The organism is Mucilaginibacter sp. SG564 (genome assembly GCF_013149275.1).
GTDB lineage: Bacteria > Bacteroidota > Bacteroidia > Sphingobacteriales > Sphingobacteriaceae > Mucilaginibacter.
Map to the genome: position 1 here is coordinate 1,134,179 of NZ_JABGNA010000001.1, position 21,119 is coordinate 1,155,297.

At 43.2% G+C, this 21,119-nt stretch carries 14 protein-coding genes; 2 read left to right on the forward strand and 12 right to left on the reverse strand.

Annotation, left to right across the window (positions count from 1 at the left end; all coding sequences use genetic code 11):
• Positions 1-221: 221 nt before the first annotated feature.
• The 3 genes from FHW89_RS04315 to FHW89_RS04325 are packed head-to-tail and all read right to left on the reverse strand — an operon-like array spanning position 222 to position 5,004.
• The gene (locus FHW89_RS04315) at positions 222-2,888 is read right to left on the reverse strand and encodes a glycoside hydrolase family 2 protein (protein WP_172333746.1); all 2,667 of its coding nucleotides are present in this window, start codon (positions 2,886-2,888) and stop codon (positions 222-224) included.
• Between the two features lie 15 nt (positions 2,889-2,903).
• Complete coding sequence (locus tag FHW89_RS04320) at positions 2,904-3,758, reverse strand: ROK family protein (protein ID WP_172333747.1); 855 nt, start codon at positions 3,756-3,758, stop codon at positions 2,904-2,906.
• Positions 3,751-5,004: a sugar MFS transporter gene (locus FHW89_RS04325; protein ID WP_172333748.1), complete on the reverse strand. Its 1,254-nt coding sequence runs from the start codon at positions 5,002-5,004 to the stop codon at positions 3,751-3,753. Before FHW89_RS04325 ends, FHW89_RS04320 begins: the two co-directional genes overlap by 8 nt.
• Positions 5,005-5,207: 203 nt before the next feature.
• On the opposite strand from FHW89_RS04325, the gene FHW89_RS04330 reads away from it, so the two are divergent.
• Both FHW89_RS04330 and FHW89_RS04335 read left to right on the forward strand, forming a co-directional pair.
• Complete coding sequence (locus FHW89_RS04330; RefSeq protein WP_172333749.1) at positions 5,208-5,771, forward strand: cyclic nucleotide-binding domain-containing protein; 564 nt, start codon at positions 5,208-5,210, stop codon at positions 5,769-5,771.
• Between the two features lie 77 nt (positions 5,772-5,848).
• On the forward strand, positions 5,849-6,175 hold the full coding sequence (locus tag FHW89_RS04335; protein WP_172333750.1) for a multidrug efflux SMR transporter: 327 nt from the start codon (positions 5,849-5,851) through the stop codon (positions 6,173-6,175).
• Between the two features lie 233 nt (positions 6,176-6,408).
• Here FHW89_RS04335 and FHW89_RS04340 read toward each other — a convergent pair whose 3' ends face one another.
• From FHW89_RS04340 to FHW89_RS04380, 9 genes are all read right to left on the reverse strand, one after another.
• On the reverse strand, positions 6,409-8,085 hold the full coding sequence (locus tag FHW89_RS04340; protein WP_172333751.1) for a lectin: 1,677 nt from the start codon (positions 8,083-8,085) through the stop codon (positions 6,409-6,411).
• A 383-nt stretch (positions 8,086-8,468) separates the two neighbouring features.
• On the reverse strand, positions 8,469-9,875 hold the full coding sequence (locus FHW89_RS04345) for an efflux transporter outer membrane subunit (protein ID WP_172333752.1): 1,407 nt from the start codon (positions 9,873-9,875) through the stop codon (positions 8,469-8,471).
• A 22-nt stretch (positions 9,876-9,897) separates the two neighbouring features.
• Positions 9,898-13,065, reverse strand: a complete 3,168-nt coding sequence (locus FHW89_RS04350) for an efflux RND transporter permease subunit (RefSeq protein WP_172333753.1) — start codon at positions 13,063-13,065, stop codon at positions 9,898-9,900.
• Between the two features lie 36 nt (positions 13,066-13,101).
• Positions 13,102-14,313 (reverse strand): efflux RND transporter periplasmic adaptor subunit, encoded by a 1,212-nt coding sequence (locus FHW89_RS04355; protein ID WP_253952156.1) that lies wholly within the window; start codon positions 14,311-14,313, stop codon positions 13,102-13,104.
• 127 nt (positions 14,314-14,440) lie between these two features.
• Positions 14,441-16,423: a response regulator gene (locus FHW89_RS04360; protein ID WP_172333754.1), complete on the reverse strand. Its 1,983-nt coding sequence runs from the start codon at positions 16,421-16,423 to the stop codon at positions 14,441-14,443.
• A gap of 272 nt (positions 16,424-16,695) precedes the next feature.
• Positions 16,696-17,796: a DUF5074 domain-containing protein gene (locus FHW89_RS04365; RefSeq protein ID WP_172333755.1), complete on the reverse strand. Its 1,101-nt coding sequence runs from the start codon at positions 17,794-17,796 to the stop codon at positions 16,696-16,698.
• Positions 17,797-17,820: 24 nt separating this feature from the next.
• Complete coding sequence (locus tag FHW89_RS04370; RefSeq protein ID WP_172333756.1) at positions 17,821-18,966, reverse strand: DUF5074 domain-containing protein; 1,146 nt, start codon at positions 18,964-18,966, stop codon at positions 17,821-17,823.
• Between the two features lie 31 nt (positions 18,967-18,997).
• The gene (locus FHW89_RS04375) at positions 18,998-19,954 is read right to left on the reverse strand and encodes a cell surface protein (RefSeq protein ID WP_172333757.1); all 957 of its coding nucleotides are present in this window, start codon (positions 19,952-19,954) and stop codon (positions 18,998-19,000) included.
• 24 nt (positions 19,955-19,978) lie between these two features.
• Complete coding sequence (locus tag FHW89_RS04380; RefSeq protein ID WP_172333758.1) at positions 19,979-21,118, reverse strand: YncE family protein; 1,140 nt, start codon at positions 21,116-21,118, stop codon at positions 19,979-19,981.
• Position 21,119 lies beyond the last annotated feature (1 nt).

The following is a 21,119-nucleotide window of genomic DNA, read 5'->3' on the forward strand; positions in this document are numbered from 1 at the left end:
CTACTTGCACTCGTTTGTAACGAGTGCTTATTGTGGAGCAGCAATTGCATCGCTCTTGCGTTTTAAACGCAAACCCAGGTTAAGCACTCGTTACAAACGAGCGCAAGGTGGGATATTCATTAACTTGTCATCCTGAGGAACGAAGACCTATCCTACGACCTAACCGCTAGCCGATAGATTATTCTTCGCTACCCTCAGAATGACAAACTATGTTGTTAAAACTAATTTACCGGCAAGCCTTCCTCAAAACCAACCTGTTCATCACCCTTACTCTTACCGGTATCGATATTCCAGGCCGAGGTCAGGAAGTGGGGCGCTTTACCCGCCGCATCTTTATTGCTGTAAGTGCATTTGATCACCCTTGTTTCGCCCGGCGCCAGCGAAATATAGTTATCACTGAATATCACCGGCAGTATATCATCACCATCCTTACCTTTCAAAGCGCGCAGATGCACAAAAAAGGCCACTGCTTTGCCGTTATTGGTTATGGTAACCGAATGCGTGGTACTATCGCCTTGGGCAGCTTCCTGAACATGGCCCAGTTTAAGTGCCGTTTTCGGAATCTGTTGTAAAGCAGTATAATCGGCATAGGCAGATTCCGGCGTGGTGTACCAGTTTGATTTTTTCCAGTTCAGTACTTCCTGTTTTTGCGATAGCCAGTACCAGTTAATACTTTCTACCTTACCCTGACTATCACTTAACTGCAAACGCACAAAATAAGCAGGTGACAATCCGGTAATAGCGGGCAGGGCAAATACCACTTTCGAGGCATCAGCTTCAATACTTACCGGGGCGGTTTTGGTAAACTTTACCGTACCATCAATATTGTAAATCGTAGCTTTTACTTGTAAACCTGTGATTTTTTCCGGGTAAGAGTTGATAACACCTACCTCATTTGATTTGTAGGAATACATCACATGCAATGGCTCCATAGATTTTTTCATGCCGAAGTAGGTGCCTGCCGGGTACAGGTAATAATCATAAGTATGCCAAATCAACCCGGGCCACGGGTTGGCCAGCATCCATTGCACTACTCCTGTGGCGGTATTGTATTTTTTAAAACCATAGGCCTCCATCATGGCGCGGTGTGCCTCATAGTTTTGCGCTTGTGCCTTGGCTATGTAGTTTTTGATTGATGTAGATTCTCCATAACGGTTTGAAAGCGCCTTATCAAACACTTTCGTAGTGCCAAATGACCCTGTACCACAATGGTATAACCACGCCGGCGAACTGGTCGACAGGGAGTCTTTAGGGATAAACTTGATCAAACTTTCATACGGAGGGATAGACGGGCCCGGTGATATTTCTGTAGCAAAACTCCAGGTGCCTCCAAATTTGTGCGTAGCATCGGTTTCCCAGTATATAGGTGGTACCCATTCATAAGGGCCAGCCATTTTTACACCACTATAGCCGGATACTTTCGATTTGGTTTCATTAGCCGTAGATAATGTCGGATTTGGCCACTTCAACGTTTTCTCAATCTTCAGGTAATCACGCTCTACAGAGGTATCGGTTGGCGGCATATCGCTGCCATTGAGCCACACCATGAGGCTGGCTTTGTTGCGCAGCCAGTACATTACGCTGCTGTCAGATGCCATGGCTACCTTGCGTTCGGCTGTGTCCCAGTGCTCGGGGTGTTGCCATACGCCACAGCACATCCAGCCGGTCATCACCAGCATACCGTACTGATCACACAGATCATAAAAATTATCATCTTCCATTTTACCTTCGGAGCGGATGATATTCATATTCATATCCCGCACAAGCCTCACTTCCTGCTCTTGCCTTTCAGGCGAACGGCGCTGAAAAATATCCGGCGACCATGCCGCACCGCGGATCAGAATAGGTTTACCGTTCACAATAAACTCACGCGATTCATTGTCGATCAGTTTAGAATCCATCTGGCGGATGCCGAATTTCTCCCAAAGGCTGTTACTTACCTTACCTCCTACCTCTGCGGATAATTCAACCCTATTCAGTTCGGCCTTACCATATTGCCAGGGCCACCAGATACGCGGATTTTTGATATTGAGCTGTTTATACACCTCCGGACTAAAGTTCACGTTTTTTGATTCGTGAGGCAGCAGGTGTACTTTTTGTTCAAAGCTTACGTCACTGTTGATCTGCCCTTTAATCACGGCATCCTGCGCGGTATTGGTATAATTGGTTACCTGAGCATCCACATATAAATGCGCTACGGCCAATGACGGCAAATCAAAACGAGTGGTTACCAGTGGGTACTGCACCCCTACTTTATCATAGGTTTTGATCTCCACATTGTTCACAATACCACCGTTATAATCGGGTGGATAAGGGATCCAGTCGGCATAATCAATGGCCAGGTCACCTTTGGCTTTGTTGGGTGTAAATGGTCGCGTTATTTGCAGGGCCAGCACATTGTTGCCGGTATAATTGATGTGTTTGGTTACATCCAGCTGAATGATGCGGAAAGGCCCTTTGGTTTGGGTCGAATCGGCAATTTTTACACCATTTAGCCATACGTTTGCCTTGTAATTGATGCCATGCAATCGCAGGATTACATTTTTACCGTTTTCGGCAGCAGGCAAGGTAAACTCCCGGCGAAACCACCAGGGTTTATCCAGTTTAGGATCATTGAGCTTTTTTAAGTTGCGTCCCATAAATGGGTCAAAATCATAAACTTTATTGGCCAGTAAGCCGGCTATGATGGTAGTAGGCACGCTTACTTTATACCAGTTTTGGGTATCGTAATTTTCTTTGGAGATTTTGTCGGCCGGTGCCACATCGGTCACTGCTGATTGCATTTTCCAGTCGTCCTTCAGTATAAGCTGAAAACTTTCCTGTCTGGCCTGGCTGAATGCCTGTTGAAAGCACAAGGGTAAAATGAGCGTAAGTATGAATTTTTTCATGATAAGAAGTATAGTTTATTGTTGATTATCGTAATACAAAGCCGCGGCACCTATGATGCCGCTGTTTTCCAGTCCCGATACCTCTACCCTGATCCGTTCGGCAGTTTTGGTATAGGCGAATGTTCTGATCTCTTCCCACATCGTTTGCTGAAAAAACGCATGGGCATACCGTACAGAACCACCCAGTACAATTAGCTGCGGATCATAAGCATACATCACTTGTTTTATAGCATGGCCAATATGTTTACCTAACTCTGCATATAGTTTTAATGCCTGCTCATCCCCCTTTTTGGCATCCTCAAAAACCTGCACGCCATCTAAGCCATACACATTGCTAAAGAACGAGCCGCTGCAATAATATTCCAGTATGTTATCCAGGTACGGAAACAAACCAAATTCACCAGCTCCGCAGTTAAAACCAGGGTACAATCGTTTGTTGATCATGATACCAGCGCCTAAACCCGTACCCAGCGTTAAACCGATCATCGAATCTACATTGCCCCCTTTGCCAAAATAATATTCGCCTACAGCAAAGCAATTGGCATCGTTATTTACATACACAGGTATGCCATAACGTGTTTCCATCAACTGTTTTAAATGCACTTCCTTCCACGATGGAATGTATTGCACATCATATACAATACCTTCAGCAACGTCAACCACGCTGGGTACACCAATACCAATGGCGGCTACCTGATCGTTTTTTAACAGAGTGTCAACCACCTGGTATATATCATTCATCACATCTTCAACAGAACCATCGCTTTTTATTTTTTGCGATACGATAGCCGACAAGGAGTTATCATTTACAATTGCTCCGCGGATATTGGTAGCCCCCAGGTCTATCCCTATTACTTTGATATTATTCATGAGTAGTTTTCTTTTTGATGTCGATGGTTTTATTGGTAATGAGCGGTTTTGCCCAAAAGCCTACGCTTAATATATAACCAAGGGTGATGTACAAAAAGAACATACCAGCGCGCAAGCCAAAAGCATCACCCAGCAAACCGATAACAGGTGGTATAATAGCTCCGCCGATAATGGCCGTAACCAGCAAGCCTGCAAAAGAACCGTGATCTTTATTGATAGAATTAAGTGCCAGTGAAAATATAATAGGATACATCACCGAAGCAAAGAAACCTACCAGCGGAAAGGCGATCAAAGCCACACCGGTTGGCCCAAACAAAGCCGCAGTTAAACATACTAACGCCAGTATGGTAAAACTGATGAGCACTTTACGGCTGTCCATTATCTTCAACAGAAACAGGCCCAGGATGCCGCCTGCCGTCATCAGTCCCCAGAAATAGGCTACGGTATCTGCTCCTTTGGTTTGAGGGTCAAGATCGTGATAGGTTTTCAGAAACTGGGAGATCCAGTTAGCGATGCCCTGCTCCGTGCCCACATAGCAGAACATGGCTACCAAAAACAGGATAACGATAGGTTGCTTAAATAGGTCAAAATGCGTTTGCAAGGAGCCTACCTGCTCATCTTCTTTCAGTTCAACCTTGGGGAATTTGGTTAATATCAGCAGAATAACCATCGCCAGGCATATCACTGTAAAAAGCCAATACAAAGAGATCCAGGGTAGGTTTTCAGGCACCAACGAATGTAACAAGCCCACGATACCGCCGCTATTGTTTTCTTTTAAAGCTTTAACCATATAAGAATAAACCAGCGGGCTCAGAAAAGAAGCGAGCCCAAATATCAATTGTGCCAATACCGAGGTAAAGGCGTAATTCTCCTCGCCACCAGATGTTCGGAGCAGCGGATTGATCACCACCTGCAGCATAGCCATACCACAGCCAATCAGGAACAAGGAAATAATAGCGCTGAGGTAATTAGGCTCCATAGCCAGCAAAAGCGAACCTAAAAAAGCCACCACAAATGCCGCCACCATGATCTTTTTCTCCTTAAATGTTTCGAGCATAATAGCCGATGGTACCGACATTACGCCATAGGCTATAAAAAATGCCAGAGGAAGTACACCCGCCAATGTGTAACTTAGATGGAATACTTTGATGATATCCGGAATCAGCGGACCGATCACATTGGTTAAAAAGGAGATCACAAAAAAGATGAGCATGATCAGGGCTACAATGTAGTAGTTACGTTTCATTGGTTAAGAATAAAGGTTTTGTTATAATTACGTTTTTAAAATTTACAAACTATTATATAAACAGGATCGATGGCTCTGGACAATGTTATTGATATTCTTTTATAATAAAAGTTCCGTTTGGTTTTTAACGGCATAAGAAGGACAATTGTAGGGGCAAATACCCTCAAGCCTAAGGTTAATATTTATAATTAATAATTGCTAAAGTGAGCATTGAACAAATTATCAATCAAATTTATCCTGTACCTGAAACCTCCGCGCAGAAGCTGAAACAGTTGGTTGAGGAAATCACTTTACCTAAAGGGCGCATTTTATTTGAGGTTGATAAAATCAGTCGGAACGTTTATTTTTTAAAAAAAGGTATCGTACGTGCTTATTTATTTCAGCACGACACCGAGGTTACCTTCTGGTTTGGCCGGGAAGGTGATACCATTATCTCGATGAAAAATTATGTAGATAATAAACCCGGTTACGAAAATATTGAGCTTTTGGAAGATTGTGATTTATACCGCATCAAAACCAGTGATCTACGAAAACTGTTTGCCGAGGATATTCACATTGCCAACTGGGGCCGCCGCTTTGCCGAAACCGAACTGATCAAGGTAGAAGAAAGATTGATCTCCCGCCAATTCAGCATGGCAGCCGACAGATACCAGGAGCTAATCACCCACAATCCCGATCTTGTGCAAAGGGTGCAATTGTGTCATATAGCCTCTTATTTGGGCATTACACAGGTGAGTTTAAGCCGTATAAGATCCAAAATCAGGTAACTATATTATTTATCCTATGTTAATTTTTAGGCTGTTTATACTCCGGAACTTTACAGTCGAAATAAATATAAGATAAAATGAATTGGATCATATTAATCATCGCAGGTCTTTGCGAAGTGGGTTTTGCCTCATGTTTAAGCAAAGCCAAAGTAACAACAGGTACCGAAATGTACCTTTGGTATACCGGATTTTTTATCACCATGACCCTGAGCATGGTACTCCTTATCAAAGCCATACAAACCTTACCTATAGGTACAGCCTATGCTGTTTGGACGGGCATCGGTGCTGTAGGTACAGTATTGGTAGGAATCCTGGTATTTAAAGACCCAACCAACTTTTGGCGCTTGTTTTTCATGAGCACCCTCATCATCTCCGTAATCGGGCTTAAATTTGTTGCCGAGTAAGCATAAAACAAAACCGGCGACCTGATATGGTCGCCGGTTTTGTTTTCTTATGGGTTGGGATAAGAAAATCAGATTATCATTTCGAACGAGGTACGAGGAGAAACTATCTCTTGAGCGCAGCGAAAAATCTTATACGATAAGCCATTCAGAAACATGTTGTATAAGATTTCTCCTCACCCCATCGCTTTGTGCAATGCCGTTCGTTCTAAATGACAGTTGGAGTTTTATGAACCTTATTGGTTTATCCGGAACTGCTCTGTTGCGGTTATAGTTGTACGGGTGCAGGTCATGGCCGCAGTGCCTCCCTCGCTTGAAATATAAGCGCCGTTGTTGCCTCTAAAAGAAATAGTACCGTTTGAGTTCACAACCCAATCAAACTGCTCCCATGGGCCAATAACGGTACGATTACAGTTGATAGCTTGAGTACCGTTTTCTGAGGACACATATTTGCTTGAATTTTGCAAAACAACCTTTCCGTTGCCCGCATTAACAATAGTAAACTGCTCCCAGCCTTGTGCCGCAGGGCGGTTACAATTCATAGCCTGTGTACCGTTTTCAGAACTTACATATTGATTGTTTGAACCTTTAATGGTTACTGTTTGCCCAAAGGGAGGCGTAACCGGATTGCTACCACCTACAACAGGCGCTGTCGGGCGTATTGAGGTAAGAGGAATTTGTCCTTTCAACATCCTGCCACCATCGCCCGTTAAACGCAGGTAGTAATCGGCAGAGCATACGGTACCATCTTCATCCAATGATAAAAAGTTGGAACCGGCCGGAACAAAGGATGAATTTTCTGTTGTTTTAGCAATCTGGTTACCTTCATTGTATTCATCAAACATCGAAATGTACAGACCCTGTGCGCCACCACGGATCAGGTTATAAAACTGGGTCCACATCAGGTCGCCGTGTGCGCGCTGACGTAATTGCAGGTCGCCCGGCAATACACATGGTTGATAATCGATACCATTGGCATTACAATAAGCCTGATCGCCCACCTGATGATCGTTATAGAAGTTATTGGCTTCACTGATATTACCTATTTTACCGATCATCCATGGCGATATCATGTTCAACGCGGTAGCGGTTGGTAAAAAGTTGGGCTGGATATCGGTAGCATTGGTATCTCGCCATGAAGCTGGTACACCACCTATTACGTAGCAGCCCTGGCCTTTAAACCAATTGATCACATCCAAACAAACAGCCGAAGAAAATGGGTGGTTAGCATCCATAAAACCCAATCCCCAGATACATACTACCGGTTTGCCGTTTTGTTTGGCATAGGCCGATGACGAAGTATACGCCGACATTTTATTTGTCCAGTCGGTTTTGATCTCTGATTGCATGTTTGTCCAGCCGGTGATATCATACATGATATAAAATTTGCGACCAGTAGCTTCAGCGGCAGTTCTTACCTTAGCCGTTATCGCGTCACGAACCGGGCCTTCCCCACCTGTTGGATTAAAACGTTGCAGCGCGGCGCAATCAATATTATTTTGCTGCATCCATTGAAACTGTACATTTACAGTTTGGTCATTAAAGGATGAGAATAATTTTGCGGGTGTTCCATTATTTAAATTGGCAAAACCAGTTTGATAAGAGCTGGTATACTCGCGCATATCAGGCCATGATTTGATACCGATATTGTTTGTTGATGGCGCCTGGCCCGCATTCGGTGCCCAATGCCACCAAATATTAATAGGCGAACCGTCGCCAATAGCGGCAAACCATCCCTGGTAGCCTACAGTGATCTTCCCAACCACATCACCAACAGGTGAGGCAAATGTACTTTTGTTTTTTCCAGCCAATGCACTAGCTGAGTTTCTGTCTAAACCTTTTTTACAGCTGCTTAAGCTTATAATGCCAAATAAGGCCAATAAAAATATAGCTTTAATATTTTTTAGTTTCATAATTTACGTGTTTAATAATTGGTTTGATAGTAGTTAATAGTTGTAATTAGACATAGCCATCCCTAAGGGGGCATAAAAACGTATTTTTTCATAGATATTAAGGTTAAATAAACCGGAAACTTCTAGAAAAAGCATACCGGTATAAATTGGTTATCAGCATAAAATAAGCGGAAGGATATTAAAAAAAGCTTAATAAATACTTAATTTTTAAACTATTATAGATTATTAATTAAGTTAAAGGAATTTTATATAGCTTATTAAGAAACCTATAAGCTATATATATGAAAAGTAAAATATAATAAGCACTCAATAATTACCCATAAAAAAGGCCAGACTTTATAAAGCCTGGCCTTTTATTTTTTTTTAGAAAACAGCAGTTTACATTACCGCCATCCACCACCCAAAGCACGGTACAAATTCACAATGGCTTGCAATTCCTGCAACCTGTCGCTCACGCCACTAAGTTGCGCTGCCAATAAGTTTTGTTCGGAGGTTAATACATCGGTATAGTTTGTTGCTGAGCTGTAACGTAATAACTCCTGTGTATAGTCAACCGATTTTTGCAGTGCGATGATTTGTTTACTGCGGGAATCCTGTTTTTCAACAGCGGTTTCATGAGCATAAAGCGCGTTGGAAACTTCCTGTCCGGCTACCAACAATGTTTTCTGGAAACTATTCAGAGCCTCCTGCTGTTGTGCCTGGGCGGTACGTAATCTGGCTTTATTGATACCCTGGTTAAAAATAGGTTGCGCTATACCAGCCACTGCGTTATAAAATATTGATTTGTCAAAAAAATCTTTCAAAGTCAAGCTTGAGAGACCTCCGGAAGCGGTTATGGTAAATGACGGGTAAAAATAAGTCCGCGCCAGGTTGGTATTCTCAAAGGCCGCCCTGAAAGCATATTCACTTTGCTGCACATCCGGGCGGTTGGTTAGCAATTGTGTAGGGATACCCGTTTGCAGTTCGGTGGTTACCTTTTGATCGGCTAATGTACTGCGGGTAATTGGGCCCGGGCCCCTCGAAAGTAAAATATCCAGTGCGTTCTCCGTCTCGCGAATGCTGCGTTTAATGTCAGGAATAGATACTTCGGCGGCATAACGGTTAGCCTCGCTCTGCACCACAGCCGCGCCATTAACCACGGCCCCTTTTTTGAGCTCCTTCATGGTCTCCACATCCTGAATCCGGTTTTTAAGCGTTTGCTGAGTAATTTCCAATTGCTTATCCAGAGCCAACAGGCTGAAATAGTTATTGGCAATATCCGCTATCAGCTGGGTTTGCACCGCTCTTTTGGCGGCATCACTTTGTAAAAAACTGGCCAGGGCGGCTCTTTTGGTGCTGCTTAGTTTACCCCAAATATCGGCCTCCCACGAAGTACTTAAATTGGCCTGATAGGTGGTAGTGAGGGTATTGATGTCGATACCTTCCGGGAAATTCAACCCGGCTTGCGATTGTTTTGACCGGGTAACGCTCACATTGCCACTTAAGCTGGGGAGAAAGGCGGCTTTGCTTTGGCGCAGGGTTGCCTGCGCTTCCAATATCTTTTGTACCGCGGTTTTCAGATCGAGGTTATTGTTCAAGCCTTCCTGTATCAATGATCTCAATACAGTATCCGCAAAAAGGTTTTGCCAGGGCATCGAGGCCATGGTGGTCGTATCAGTCGACTGGCTACCGCGATAAAGACCTTCAGTATTTACATCCGGGCGTTTATAGCTTTTGGTAACGCGGCAGGACAGCAGCACTCCCGAAAGCGAGACAAATAGTAATATATATTTTAAACAATTTTTGTTCATGGCGATGTTTTTAATTGATGGATCAATGAGCGGGTTTGAGTTCAACCGCTTCATCCTCATCGTCGTCATTATCTTGTTTCGGTGGGCCGCTTACCCTTTCCTGCAAATGCTGGAAGATGATAAACAACACCGGGATCACAAACACCCCAAATATGGTTCCTACAAACATACCACCCACTGCCCCTGTACCTATAGATTTATTGCCATTAGCCCCTGCTCCTGTTGAAAACATCAAAGGCATAATACCAAATATAAAAGCAAAGGAGGTCATCAGGATGGGGCGTAAACGGGCTTCGGCACCTGCAATAGCTGCTGGTATCAGTTCCATACCCGCTCGTCGTCTTTCCAAAGCAAACTCAACAATCAGGATGGCATTTTTGGCCAGCAAACCAATGAGCATGATAAGGGAGATCTGCAGGTAAATGTTACTTTCGATACCGAATATCTTGGCAAACAGGTAAGTTCCCGACAAACCGACAGGCAAGGAGAGCAATACCGCGAAAGGCAGAATATAGCTTTCATATTGGGCGCTTAATAAAAAGTACACAAACACCAGGCAAAGCATAAATATATAAGCCGATTGCGTGCCTGCGGTTAACTCTTCCCGCGTTAAACCGGAAAATTCATAACCATAACCCGCAGGCAGGCTCTCCAAAGCAACCTCTTTAATGGCCTTGATGGCATCGCCCGTACTAAAACCCGGCTTAGGTTGGCCCGAAACGGATATGGCCGTAAACAGGTTAAATCGTGAAATAGACTCAGGCCCAAATACTCTTTTCAATGAAATAAAGGAAGTTATAGGCGCCATCGTACCCGCGCTGTTGCGTACAAATATTTTGCTTAAACCTGCCTCCGTAGCCCGGTAATCATAATCGGCCTGCACCATTACACGGTATTGTTTACCAAATTGATTAAAGTTAGAAGCATATAAACCGCCATAGTACCCCTGCAGCGTATTCAATACCGAATTTACCGTTACACCGGCTTCTTTACATTTGGCTACATTAACATCAACCTGGTATTGAGGAAAATTGGGGTTGAAGGATGAATTAAGGCTTTGAATTTCGGGGCGCTTGCTAAGGGCCGCTATAAAGTCGTTACTTACTTTAAACAATTCATTCACGGTATGCCCGCCTTTATCCTGCAGCTGAAACTCAAAACCATCACTGTTACCAAAGCCATTTAAGGTTGGTGGCGAAAAATAAAACACATTAGCTTCCCGCATTCCACTGGTTTTGCCATAAAGCTGACCAATAATACCTTCCTGGCTGTCGCTTTTTGATTTACGCTTATCCCAGGTTTTCAGTTTCATGATCACCATGGCGTAAGCGCTGCCATTACCTGCAATAAAGTTAAACCCAACCAGTTTCAAGGTACTCACCACAGCCGGAAAGGTATGTCCAATGCTATCGATCTTATTGGCAACCGCATCTGTGCGTTCCATGGACGATGCCGGGGGCAGACTAATAGCCGCGAATACAACGCCCTGGTCTTCATTAGGCACAAAACTGGATGGCGTGGTTTTGATCAGGTAAATAAGAACAGAAGCAAATACGGCTATGGCGGCTACCGCTATCCACTTTTTATGCGCCAGGAACCCTACCGACTTTTTATACTTACCGCTTACCGCATCAAAAGCGGTATTAAATATCACGTAGAAATGATTGATAAAACCATGCTTCTTGGTGCCTTTTTCGTGCGGTTTTAAGAACAGGGCGCACAAAGCCGGACTAAGCGTTAAGGCGTTGATGGCCGATAACATAATAGCTACTGCCAGCGTAATACCAAATTGCTTATAAAATACACCGGTAGAGCCAGATATGAAAGTTACCGGTAGAAACACTGCCGACATCACCAATGTAATGGAAACTATAGCGCCTGATATCTCGCTCATCGCATCAATAGATGCTTTTCGGGCCGACTTATAGCCTATATCGAGTTTAGCGTGTACGGCTTCCACCACCACAATGGCGTCATCCACCACAATACCGATGGCCAGCACCAATGCGAATAAGGTGAGCAGGTTAATAGTAAAGCCAAATAAGTTGAGGAAAAAGAAAGTACCCACAATAGCTACCGGAACCGCAATAGCCGGGATCAGTGTAGACCGGAAATCCTGCAGGAACACAAACACTACGATAAATACCAATATAAATGCTTCAATGAGTGTGCTGATCACTTTTTCTATCGAGGCATCCAAAACCTCATTGGCATCAACCAGGTAAGCGATCTTCATTCCTTTAGGAAAGGTTTCGGCAGCCGCATCCAGGATCTTTTTTGATTCATTGATCACATCGCGGGCGTTTGATCCCGCCGTTTGGCTAATGGCCACACCTACTGATGGTTTACCATCAGTAATGATATGAAACGAATAATCCAGCGAGCCTAATTCAACCCGGGCCACATCATTCAACCGCAGCAATTGCCCATTGCCCACCGATTTAATGATCATGTTGCCAAACTCAGCGGCAGATTGTAAACGCCCTTTGTACCTGATCACATATTGAAAAGATTGATTGCTGTTTTCGCCGAATTTACCTGGCGCAGCTTCTATATTCTGCTCGTTAAGCACATCGGTAATATCATCAGGCACTAAACCATATCGCGACATCACATCCGGTTTTAGCCAGATACGCATGGAATAATCCCGGGAGCCAAACACTTCAGCGGTACCCACACCGGTTACACGTTGTATTTGCGGCACCAGGTTTATCTTGGCATAGTTTTGCAAAAAGGTTTCGTCGTACGTTTTATTGTCACTGTATAAGGAAAAAATAACCAGGTTGCTGCTCTGGCTTTTGGCCACCGTAACACCCGATTGCGTAACAACCAGCGGCAATAAACTGGTTGCCCTTGATACCCTGTTCTGCACGTTCACCGCGGCCAGATCAGGATTGGTACCTACTTTAAAGTATACCGTGATCGATGCAGAGCCATCATTAGAGGCAGACGAAGTCATGTAGGTCATGTTCTCCACCCCATTGATCTGCTCTTCCATCGGGATGATCACGCTTTTAAGTACCACATCGGCATTAGCGCCATTATAAAAAGCAGACACGTTTACCGTTGGCGGCGCTATATCCGGGTATTGTGAAATTGGCAAGTTAATAAGGCCCAGTATACCCAGTATCAGCAGTAAAACGGATATAACAGTTGATAATACCGGGCGTTCTATGAATTTTTTAAGCATACAATTGCTTTAACAGGATTGATAAATTAAACTCCACTATTTAAGGTTGCCATAAACAGATGCCTCACTAACCGGATTGACTTTTATGGTGGTTCCATCCGGCAAATTATTGGCGCTTTCCAGCACTATTTTATCGCCGGCATGCAAACCGTCGGTAACTACGTAAAACTGACCAGCGGTGTTATCCATCACCTGAATAGCTACGTTCTTGATCTTGTTCTGTTTATCAACCAAGTAAACAAAGCGTTTATCCTGCAGTTCATAAGTGGCTCTTTGTGGTACCAGCAAACCCGATTTAATCGTGTTGGGGATTCTAACCGAAGCGCTACTGCCACTACGGATAATACCCCGTGGATTTACAAAATCGGCACGTACATTGGCAGCGCCTGTAGCGGTATTAATTAATCCGTTCACCGTTTCAACACGGCCTGTATGCTCGTAAGTAGTACCATCAGGAAGTATAAGCAGCACATTGGGTAGTTTGCTTAATTTTGATTTGAAGGAGGTTGTACCTGCGCTATCCTTGCTAAAATCAAGTAATTGTTTTTCGTTCAGCGCGAAATAGGCGTAAATATTGGAGGTGTTATAAACTGTAGTTAAAGGATCTGTTGTGGTACTGGTTATCAAACTACCCAATTTATAAGGCAGCGAACCAATAACGCCATTTACCGGACTGGTTATGGTAGTATATCCCAAATTAACCTGCGCGTTTACCAACGCAGCCTTTGCTTGTGCTAAAGCGGCTGCTTTTGACTGCTGTGTATATTCTGCCGATTCCAGCTCGTAATGACTGATGATATCTTTTTCAACCAGGGGTTTTACTTTATTTACCTGCATTTTGGCCAGGCTCAGATCGGCCTCCGCTGTTTTAATACCTGCTTGCGCGGTACGTACATCCTGCTCATATTGCGGGGCATTGATCTTAAAAAGCAATTGGCCCTTTTTTACGATAGAACCTTCGTCTACGTATATTTTTTCTACGTAACCATCTACTTTGGGTCTGATCTCGATATTCTGTTGCCCCTGGATACTTGCCGGGTAATCCACATTTAAAGTAGCCGACCGTGGCTGAAGGGTAAGTACTTTATAATCCAACACCTGTGCTCCTTCCTGCCCGCCGGCTGCCTGTTTGTTTTTATTCCCGCAGGAACTAAATATAGCTGCCAGTAAGGCAGCGGTAAAAAATACAGCCCTATTCTGAGGCGAAAGTACATAGTAAGTTTTGCAGAAAGGTTTTAAAAGCATCATAAGTAAAATAATCGTGAAAATATAGCGCGTAAGGATTTACGCCGCTAAATACGGCATTAATTAGGTTTTTTGACTGTTAAATATAGTTAATGTTACAGCTTATTTTAAAATCGCGCAGATGTAAAGATCAGACGTCGATTAAAATGGCTTTTATTTTTTGGTCAAGATCATGCGCGTCAAAAGGCTTTGCCACAAAATCGTTCATGCCATGATCGATACACTTTTCCATTACTTCCCGGGTGGCATGGGCGGTTATCGCAATAATGGGAATAGTATTTTTGCCATTATCCTCGCCTCTGATCGCCGCGGTTGCCTCATAGCCATTTAATTGGGGCATATCCAGATCCATCAGTATAATATCGTAATGATTCTGCTGTAATTTCTCCAATGCCTGTTTTCCATTATCAACAGCATCAACAAAATAACCACGCTTTTCCAATACTTTAATGATCAGCAACTGATTCAAATGATTATCATCTGCAACCAGTACCCGGGTATTTTTCGTTTCATTTTCCGGTATGCAGCTATCCGGTGTATTATGAGTTATTGATTGTTCAGCAATTACCGCATATTTGTCAAAAGGAAGCAAAAACCTGAAATCGGAGCCTTCGGGTGTACTGGTTTTGATAAATATATCCCCGCCATGCAGGTCGACCAGGTGTTTGGCCATGCTCAATCCAAGGCCAATACCGCCTAACCCCTTATTTTGCCTGAATTGGTCAAGGCTTTCAAATATTTTATCCTGCTTTTCTGCGGGGATACCTATACCGGTGTCCTGAATACTGAAACCTATCCAAATCACATCCTCGGTATCGTCAATAACGTATGTCTCCACCAAAACAGAACCTTTAGTGGTAAATTTCACCGCGTTGGAAAGCAGGTTTAATAATATATGGCTTAAACGCATCTCATCGCCCAAAACCAGGTACGGAACGTCTGTATCAATGCGATAATTTATTGCCAGCGCTTTTTTATTAACTTCCGGTTTTAACATAGCCACCGCGTTGTGCACTACATCACGAATGCTTACAGGCTGCTTTTCCAATTGTACGTTGCCAGATCCAATCTTCGATAGGTCAAGAATATTATTAAGCAAACCTTTTAAAAACTCACCCGATTTCATAATAGCCCTGATATACTCTTTTTGCTCGGTATTCATTTCTGATTCTTGCAACAAGCCGGCAAAACCCATAATAGCATTCATCGGCGTTAAAATTTCATGGTTCATATTGGCAATGAACACCTGCTTAATTTTTTCAGATGCCTCTGCCCTTTCCAGTTGCCGGCGCTCTTTAACCTTGGCGTTTTTCAACTCGTATATAGTATGCTCCAATTTATCGGTCATTTGGTTAAAGGCGGTTGCCAAAATACCAATTTCATCCTTTGAATAAACTTTTACCCGGGTATCAAACTCCTCTTCTGACACTTTTTTAGCCCCGGAGATAATTTCTTTAATGCCTTTTTGCATACCATTGCTTATAGATATAGCGATCAGTATCCCCGTTAGTTCAACAGTAAATGCCAAACCAATTAGAATTTTAAGTACAAGGCTTTCAAACCATCGCGACCCTTCACCTAAACTATAGGAAAAGCCATCTTCCATTGGCGTAAACTCGGCATCGATTGCAGAAATGTATTCTAAAAACTGTTGAGTTTCTAATGCAGTTGTAGTTCCGGATAGCACTTTATCATGTAGTTGCTTGCTCACGGGGATCAGCTTTATCAATACTCCCTCGGCCTTTTTCCAATAAAAAATGGTCTGCTTTAGATATTTCACCTGATTAAACCGCAGCATTAATTTAATCATACCGTCAATATCATTCGGATGATTACGACCTTCCAGGAAACCTAATCGGGCTGCATCGTAATCTGGAGGCATTCTTTCAAGGGCAGTACGAGCTGCACCATCCCCCAGTGGAACTTTTAAAAATTGCTGAAAAGCCTGATAATCCTGTTCATTGTGTGAATAAGCGTAGACTTTTAAATGGGATAAAGCATCTTTTTGCGCCTTTGACCAAAGCCCCTCCCCGCCAACATATGACCTAACTGCCGAGAGTGTTTTTATGGCAAAACTAAGCGTAAATAACTCTATTATAATCAGAAAAGCCATTATACCTATAGTAAAATATAATTTCTTCGCGATCGGAATATCCCTAAACCACTTCACTAAAAAGAATGACTGCATGCCGTGATAAGCGTTCCATGTTTTAACCTCTAAAAGTAATTTAAACTAAATTGTTATTTCTATTCATAAATTACAGAACAGTTCATTTTATTCACTATAAAAACCTGCTATTAACAGGCAAATCTATAAACACAAAACCAAAGAAGGCCTCCTACCGGTGGCCTTCTTTTATAAACAGAACTATACTTATTTAAATATTAATGAAATACGAAGGTAGCCGGGAAATAATAGCCTGTATAGGGGATATCCTTAGTTTGAGATCCGCTTGATGCATCATAAAAAAACAGGTCGTTTACACTGTAGTTAATACCATACCCGGATTTTACCGTACTCACTACCAACTGATTCAATTTGGCATTAAAAGCCAAACCTGCGCCATACAATTCCTTGCCGGCTGGTACGGTTATAAAAGGAGTGGTAAATGAAGTACTATTGCCTGGGGTATATTTATAGATTTCGGTACCACCGCTATATGGGCCATTTTTAGCCAGGAAAATAGTATTCTCGGTGGTAGAGGCTGCAATGGAGCCTGGATGCCAAGCACCCCATGAACCATTAACAGTAAATGGCACAGTGATATTTTGTACATCAAGCGTTGCGGGGTCTATACGCACCAACTGGTTGCCGCCTGCCGCCCATATAGCACCATCTTTGCTACGGGCGAATGCTACTTCTAAGCCAGGAATAGTTTTAGCAATGGTATAGTTAGAGGCGTTTAGTACCACTACCCCGGCCGATTGTGATAGCGCGAATACATAATTACCTGCTTTGATCAGGTCACCTACCTCGCCGCTCACACCGCTGATCTTTGTACCCAGTTTAACCGTTTGCAGATTAAGCTGATAAATACCATCACCTGTACTCACTAAACCGGTATTATTATCGATGCCGACAAACGCCCGCCAATCGTTACTACCAGCAGAATCTATACGGCCCGTTTCTTTAAGCGACATATCATCAGTTACCACCAGGGGACCGCCTGCTTTTGATAACAGGTACAATTTATGATTATAAACCGTACCGAACTCCAATGATGAAGTAGCTGGCAGAAGTGTTTTACCGGGGTTTTCTTTGGTAAATATGCTATCGGTTAAAGTCCCTTTTGCGTAATCGAAAAAGCTTACGGAACCCGTACCGTGACCATACCAGCCCTCATTTACTATAAAGAAACCGTTTTCATATTTACCCGGAGGCGCTATTTTAACATCGTGATCCTTTTTACAGGAAGCGATAGTGGCCATTAACAATACCGGAATAAGATATGTTGATAGCTTTTTTATGGTGAGTTTATTTTTCATGCTTATTGTTTGTGATATAAAGAATTAATGAAATACCGCTATAGAAGGAAAGAAATATCCTGTATAAGCGATATCATTGATCAATGCTCCTGTTGAGGCATTATAAAAGCATAGGTCATTAAAGCCATAGTTAGTGGTAAAACCGGAGTGTACCGTATTAACAATAACCTGGTTATGTGCAGGATCATAACCTACACCCGAACCATACAACTCTCTGCCTGTTGGCACGGTGATAAATGGCGTAGTAAATGAAGCGCTGTTGTTTGAGGTATACTTATAAATCTGTGTACCACCAGAAAATGTAGCGTTTTTGGCTATAAAGATGGCGTTTTCGGTAGTAGAAGCAGCGATAGAACCCGGATGCCAGGCCGCCCATGAGCCGTATATGGAAAACGGCACAGTAATGGTTTGTATAACCAAAGTAGCTGGATCAATGCGCACCAGTTGTGTGCCACCGGCGGACCAAACAGCACCGTCAGGGGTTTTGGCAAACGCGCATAACATGCCAGCAACAGAGGTAGATGTAACCACCGAATTATTAGAAGCATTCAATACGATCACTCCGCTTGATGCTGATAGTACAAAAACATAATTACCGGCTTTGATCATATCGCCCACCTGACCGGTTACGCCATTTAATTTGGTACCCAAAGCCAATGTTTGCAGATTGATAGGAAAAATACCCGAATTGGTACTCACCAGGCCATTGTTAGCATCAATACCCACAAAAGCCCTGAAGTCATTACCACTTTTGGCGGCAATACGGTTTATTTCCTGTAAAGTATGCGGATTGACCACTACCAGGGGGCCTCCAACTTTACTTACCAGGTATAATCTGTCGTTAAAAATAGTACCGTACTGTAAGGTGCTGCTGGTTGGGTTCAGGTTCTTACCCGGGTTTTCTTTGGTAAACAGACTGTCGCTGAGCACGCCAGTACCAAAATCGTAAAAGCTTACCGTTCCAGTACCGTGTGCATACCATCCTTCATTGATCAGGAAAAAGCCGTTATCATATTTACCTGTGCCACGCACTTGCAATTTGCTGTTTACCTGATTAGTATTTGGTGTAATGTTCGCCGCATCTTTTTTACAGGAGTTTACCATTCCCATCAATAATACAGGGACAATATAGGGTAGCAACTTAATAAGGGTAGATCTTTTTGTTTTCATGGTGTGTTGATTGGTTATTTATACAGATTGTTTATTGATCTAATTTCACTATGCTAAGGTCGGCGGCACCGCAAACTTCGGTTGATTGTTCTCCAAGCCACCCCATATCATATAGCACCCCGGTTTGCACTTTGATAAAATCGATACCTTTCAGCTTCACTCTTTTTCCGTCCTTATCAATAGCGTTGGAAATATCAACCTTATCGCCGCCATAAGTACTGTCAGAATAGCCAAAATCAAAAGGCCTGCTTGTGATATATTGCGGGTTGCTATCGTCAATATTAGTTGAGGGTAACAAAGTTCCGGTTACAGTAAGCGTTCTGCCATTTACCCATCCCGGGAAATAAGTGGGCTGCGTGTTATATTGGTTCCTTTTTACAAAGCCGGCACCGCCCTGATTGTCTGTCCATGGTATGTCATCAGCATCATTTGCCGGGCGGGTATAAGTTACCTGGTAATTGCGCACATATCCGTCATGATCAAATTGGCTGCCTTTCAGTTCATACCAGGTATCATCCGGTTTGCCGTTACCATTTTTATCATCCATCACCCATATCACGCCGGGCTCGGCAAATATGTTAGGTATAGGATTACCAAAAACAATCAGGTCATTGGCATTGGGTACATTCAAAACGGTATGGTCAAATCCCAGTACAATATAACCGCCCCAGGCTCCTAATGAAACCAGCCCCTGAGTACCTCTTAATACCCCTTTGGCAGCTGTTGAATCGCCAAGAGTGGTATTGATAAATTGGCCCGGAGCGGGCTTAAAATCAAAAAGTGCGGTTACATAGGGGTTACTGGAAGCCGTTACAGGCCTGATAGGTGAGCCCGGAGGCTCGGGTGGAGCTACAGTATCGCGTTTAATAACTGTATCAACCCGCAGTTTCTCAACTATTTGTACATCCTTTTTACAGGATGACAGCAGGGCGACACCAATGATGACCGACAGGAGAAAAACTTGGTAAAGATTAAGGTTCAATTTCATTTTATTGATCAGTTTATGTAAGTATTAATAAGCGAATGCAAAATGGGCCGGTATATCCCCGGCCACTACCGACCATTTTTTCTTTCCCGACGGATCGAAGCAATACAGCGTTCCCGGTGTAACGTAATCTTTAGCATCAGTAACCAATACTTCTTTAGTTACCGGGTTTACAGCTATACCGTAGGGAACCTTGATCTGGGTTTCGGTGCCATCGGTAATAAACTTCGTATTCAATACGGTTTCATCTTTTACATTAAGCATGGAATAGGTGGTGGTATTTGAGTTGGTGTTGTAATTATATTCGTAACCATACATATAGGCGATATCACCATCAATCCAAAGGTTACTTACGCCAAAATCAAATTGCTTTTTAACCTGGTCTGTTTTGGTGTCAATTACAAATAACTTGGAGGGAATGCTATAATAATCGCCGCGGGAGGTTACATAGATATCGCCGTATTTATCAGCCTTTACCCTATCCAGGTTGATGGCCACATCTATGCGTTTCAACTCCTTAAATGAAGGCAGGTCGATAACAGAAACCGTACGCTCATAATTTGGCGGACTATAACCGCCTGAGTTAGCTACATACAGCTTTTCGCCTACTATGGCCATCTCTTCGGGTTGGCGGCCAACGGTAACCTTGCGTGTGATCTGAAGTGTAGAAGTATCTATCTCATTAACAGCGCCATTCGGCGCTTTGGGATCGCCTACTTTACCCAGGTAAGCACTCACATAGGCTTTGCCATTATGAAAGGTTACGTAACGGCAGTTATCGATATTGATGAGCGAGATCCGTTTACCGGTTTTCGCGTTCAAAATCTCCACCTTGTTGGATACGTTAACCACTACATATACCTTTGAACCGTAAATGCCAATATCATTACCCACATCGCCCAAACCTTTGGTAACATCCGGGTTGGTTTGATTGTAAATATTACGGCGATACTGCCCGCTAGTATAATCCAGGTAGTCAAGCGAAGCCTTATTAATATTCATATTACCCTCATTAAGCAAATAGAAGCCTTTAACCACAGCTGTGGGATCGGGGGGCAACAAGGACTTATCCTGCTCTGGGATGGGTTTAGCATCTTTCCGGCAGGCGCTGTAGCTCAGAATAATGCATCCGAGCAGCAGATATTTCATGTGATTTATTTTCTTCATG

Excerpts from the sequence above, each read along its gene's own strand:
- FHW89_RS04360 (WP_172333754.1), bottom strand. The coding sequence starts at position 16,423 with ATGGCTTTTCTGATTATAATAGAGTTATTTACGCTTAGTTTTGCCATA.
- FHW89_RS04380 (WP_172333758.1), bottom strand. The coding sequence starts at position 21,118 with ATGAAGAAAATAAATCACATGAAATATCTGCTGCTCGGATGCATTATT.
- FHW89_RS04350 (WP_172333753.1), bottom strand. The coding sequence starts at position 13,065 with ATGCTTAAAAAATTCATAGAACGCCCGGTATTATCAACTGTTATATCC.
- FHW89_RS04340 (WP_172333751.1), bottom strand. The coding sequence starts at position 8,085 with ATGAAACTAAAAAATATTAAAGCTATATTTTTATTGGCCTTATTTGGC.
- FHW89_RS04325 (WP_172333748.1), bottom strand. The coding sequence starts at position 5,004 with ATGAAACGTAACTACTACATTGTAGCCCTGATCATGCTCATCTTTTTT.
- FHW89_RS04355 (WP_253952156.1), bottom strand. The coding sequence starts at position 14,313 with ATGATGCTTTTAAAACCTTTCTGCAAAACTTACTATGTACTTTCGCCT.
- FHW89_RS04365 (WP_172333755.1), bottom strand. The coding sequence starts at position 17,796 with ATGAAAAATAAACTCACCATAAAAAAGCTATCAACATATCTTATTCCG.
- FHW89_RS04315 (WP_172333746.1), bottom strand. The coding sequence starts at position 2,888 with ATGAAAAAATTCATACTTACGCTCATTTTACCCTTGTGCTTTCAACAG.
- FHW89_RS04335 (WP_172333750.1), top strand. The coding sequence starts at position 5,849 with ATGAATTGGATCATATTAATCATCGCAGGTCTTTGCGAAGTGGGTTTT.
- FHW89_RS04370 (WP_172333756.1), bottom strand. The coding sequence starts at position 18,966 with ATGAAAACAAAAAGATCTACCCTTATTAAGTTGCTACCCTATATTGTC.
- FHW89_RS04320 (WP_172333747.1), bottom strand. The coding sequence starts at position 3,758 with ATGAATAATATCAAAGTAATAGGGATAGACCTGGGGGCTACCAATATC.
- FHW89_RS04375 (WP_172333757.1), bottom strand. The coding sequence starts at position 19,954 with ATGAAATTGAACCTTAATCTTTACCAAGTTTTTCTCCTGTCGGTCATC.
- FHW89_RS04345 (WP_172333752.1), bottom strand. The coding sequence starts at position 9,875 with ATGAACAAAAATTGTTTAAAATATATATTACTATTTGTCTCGCTTTCG.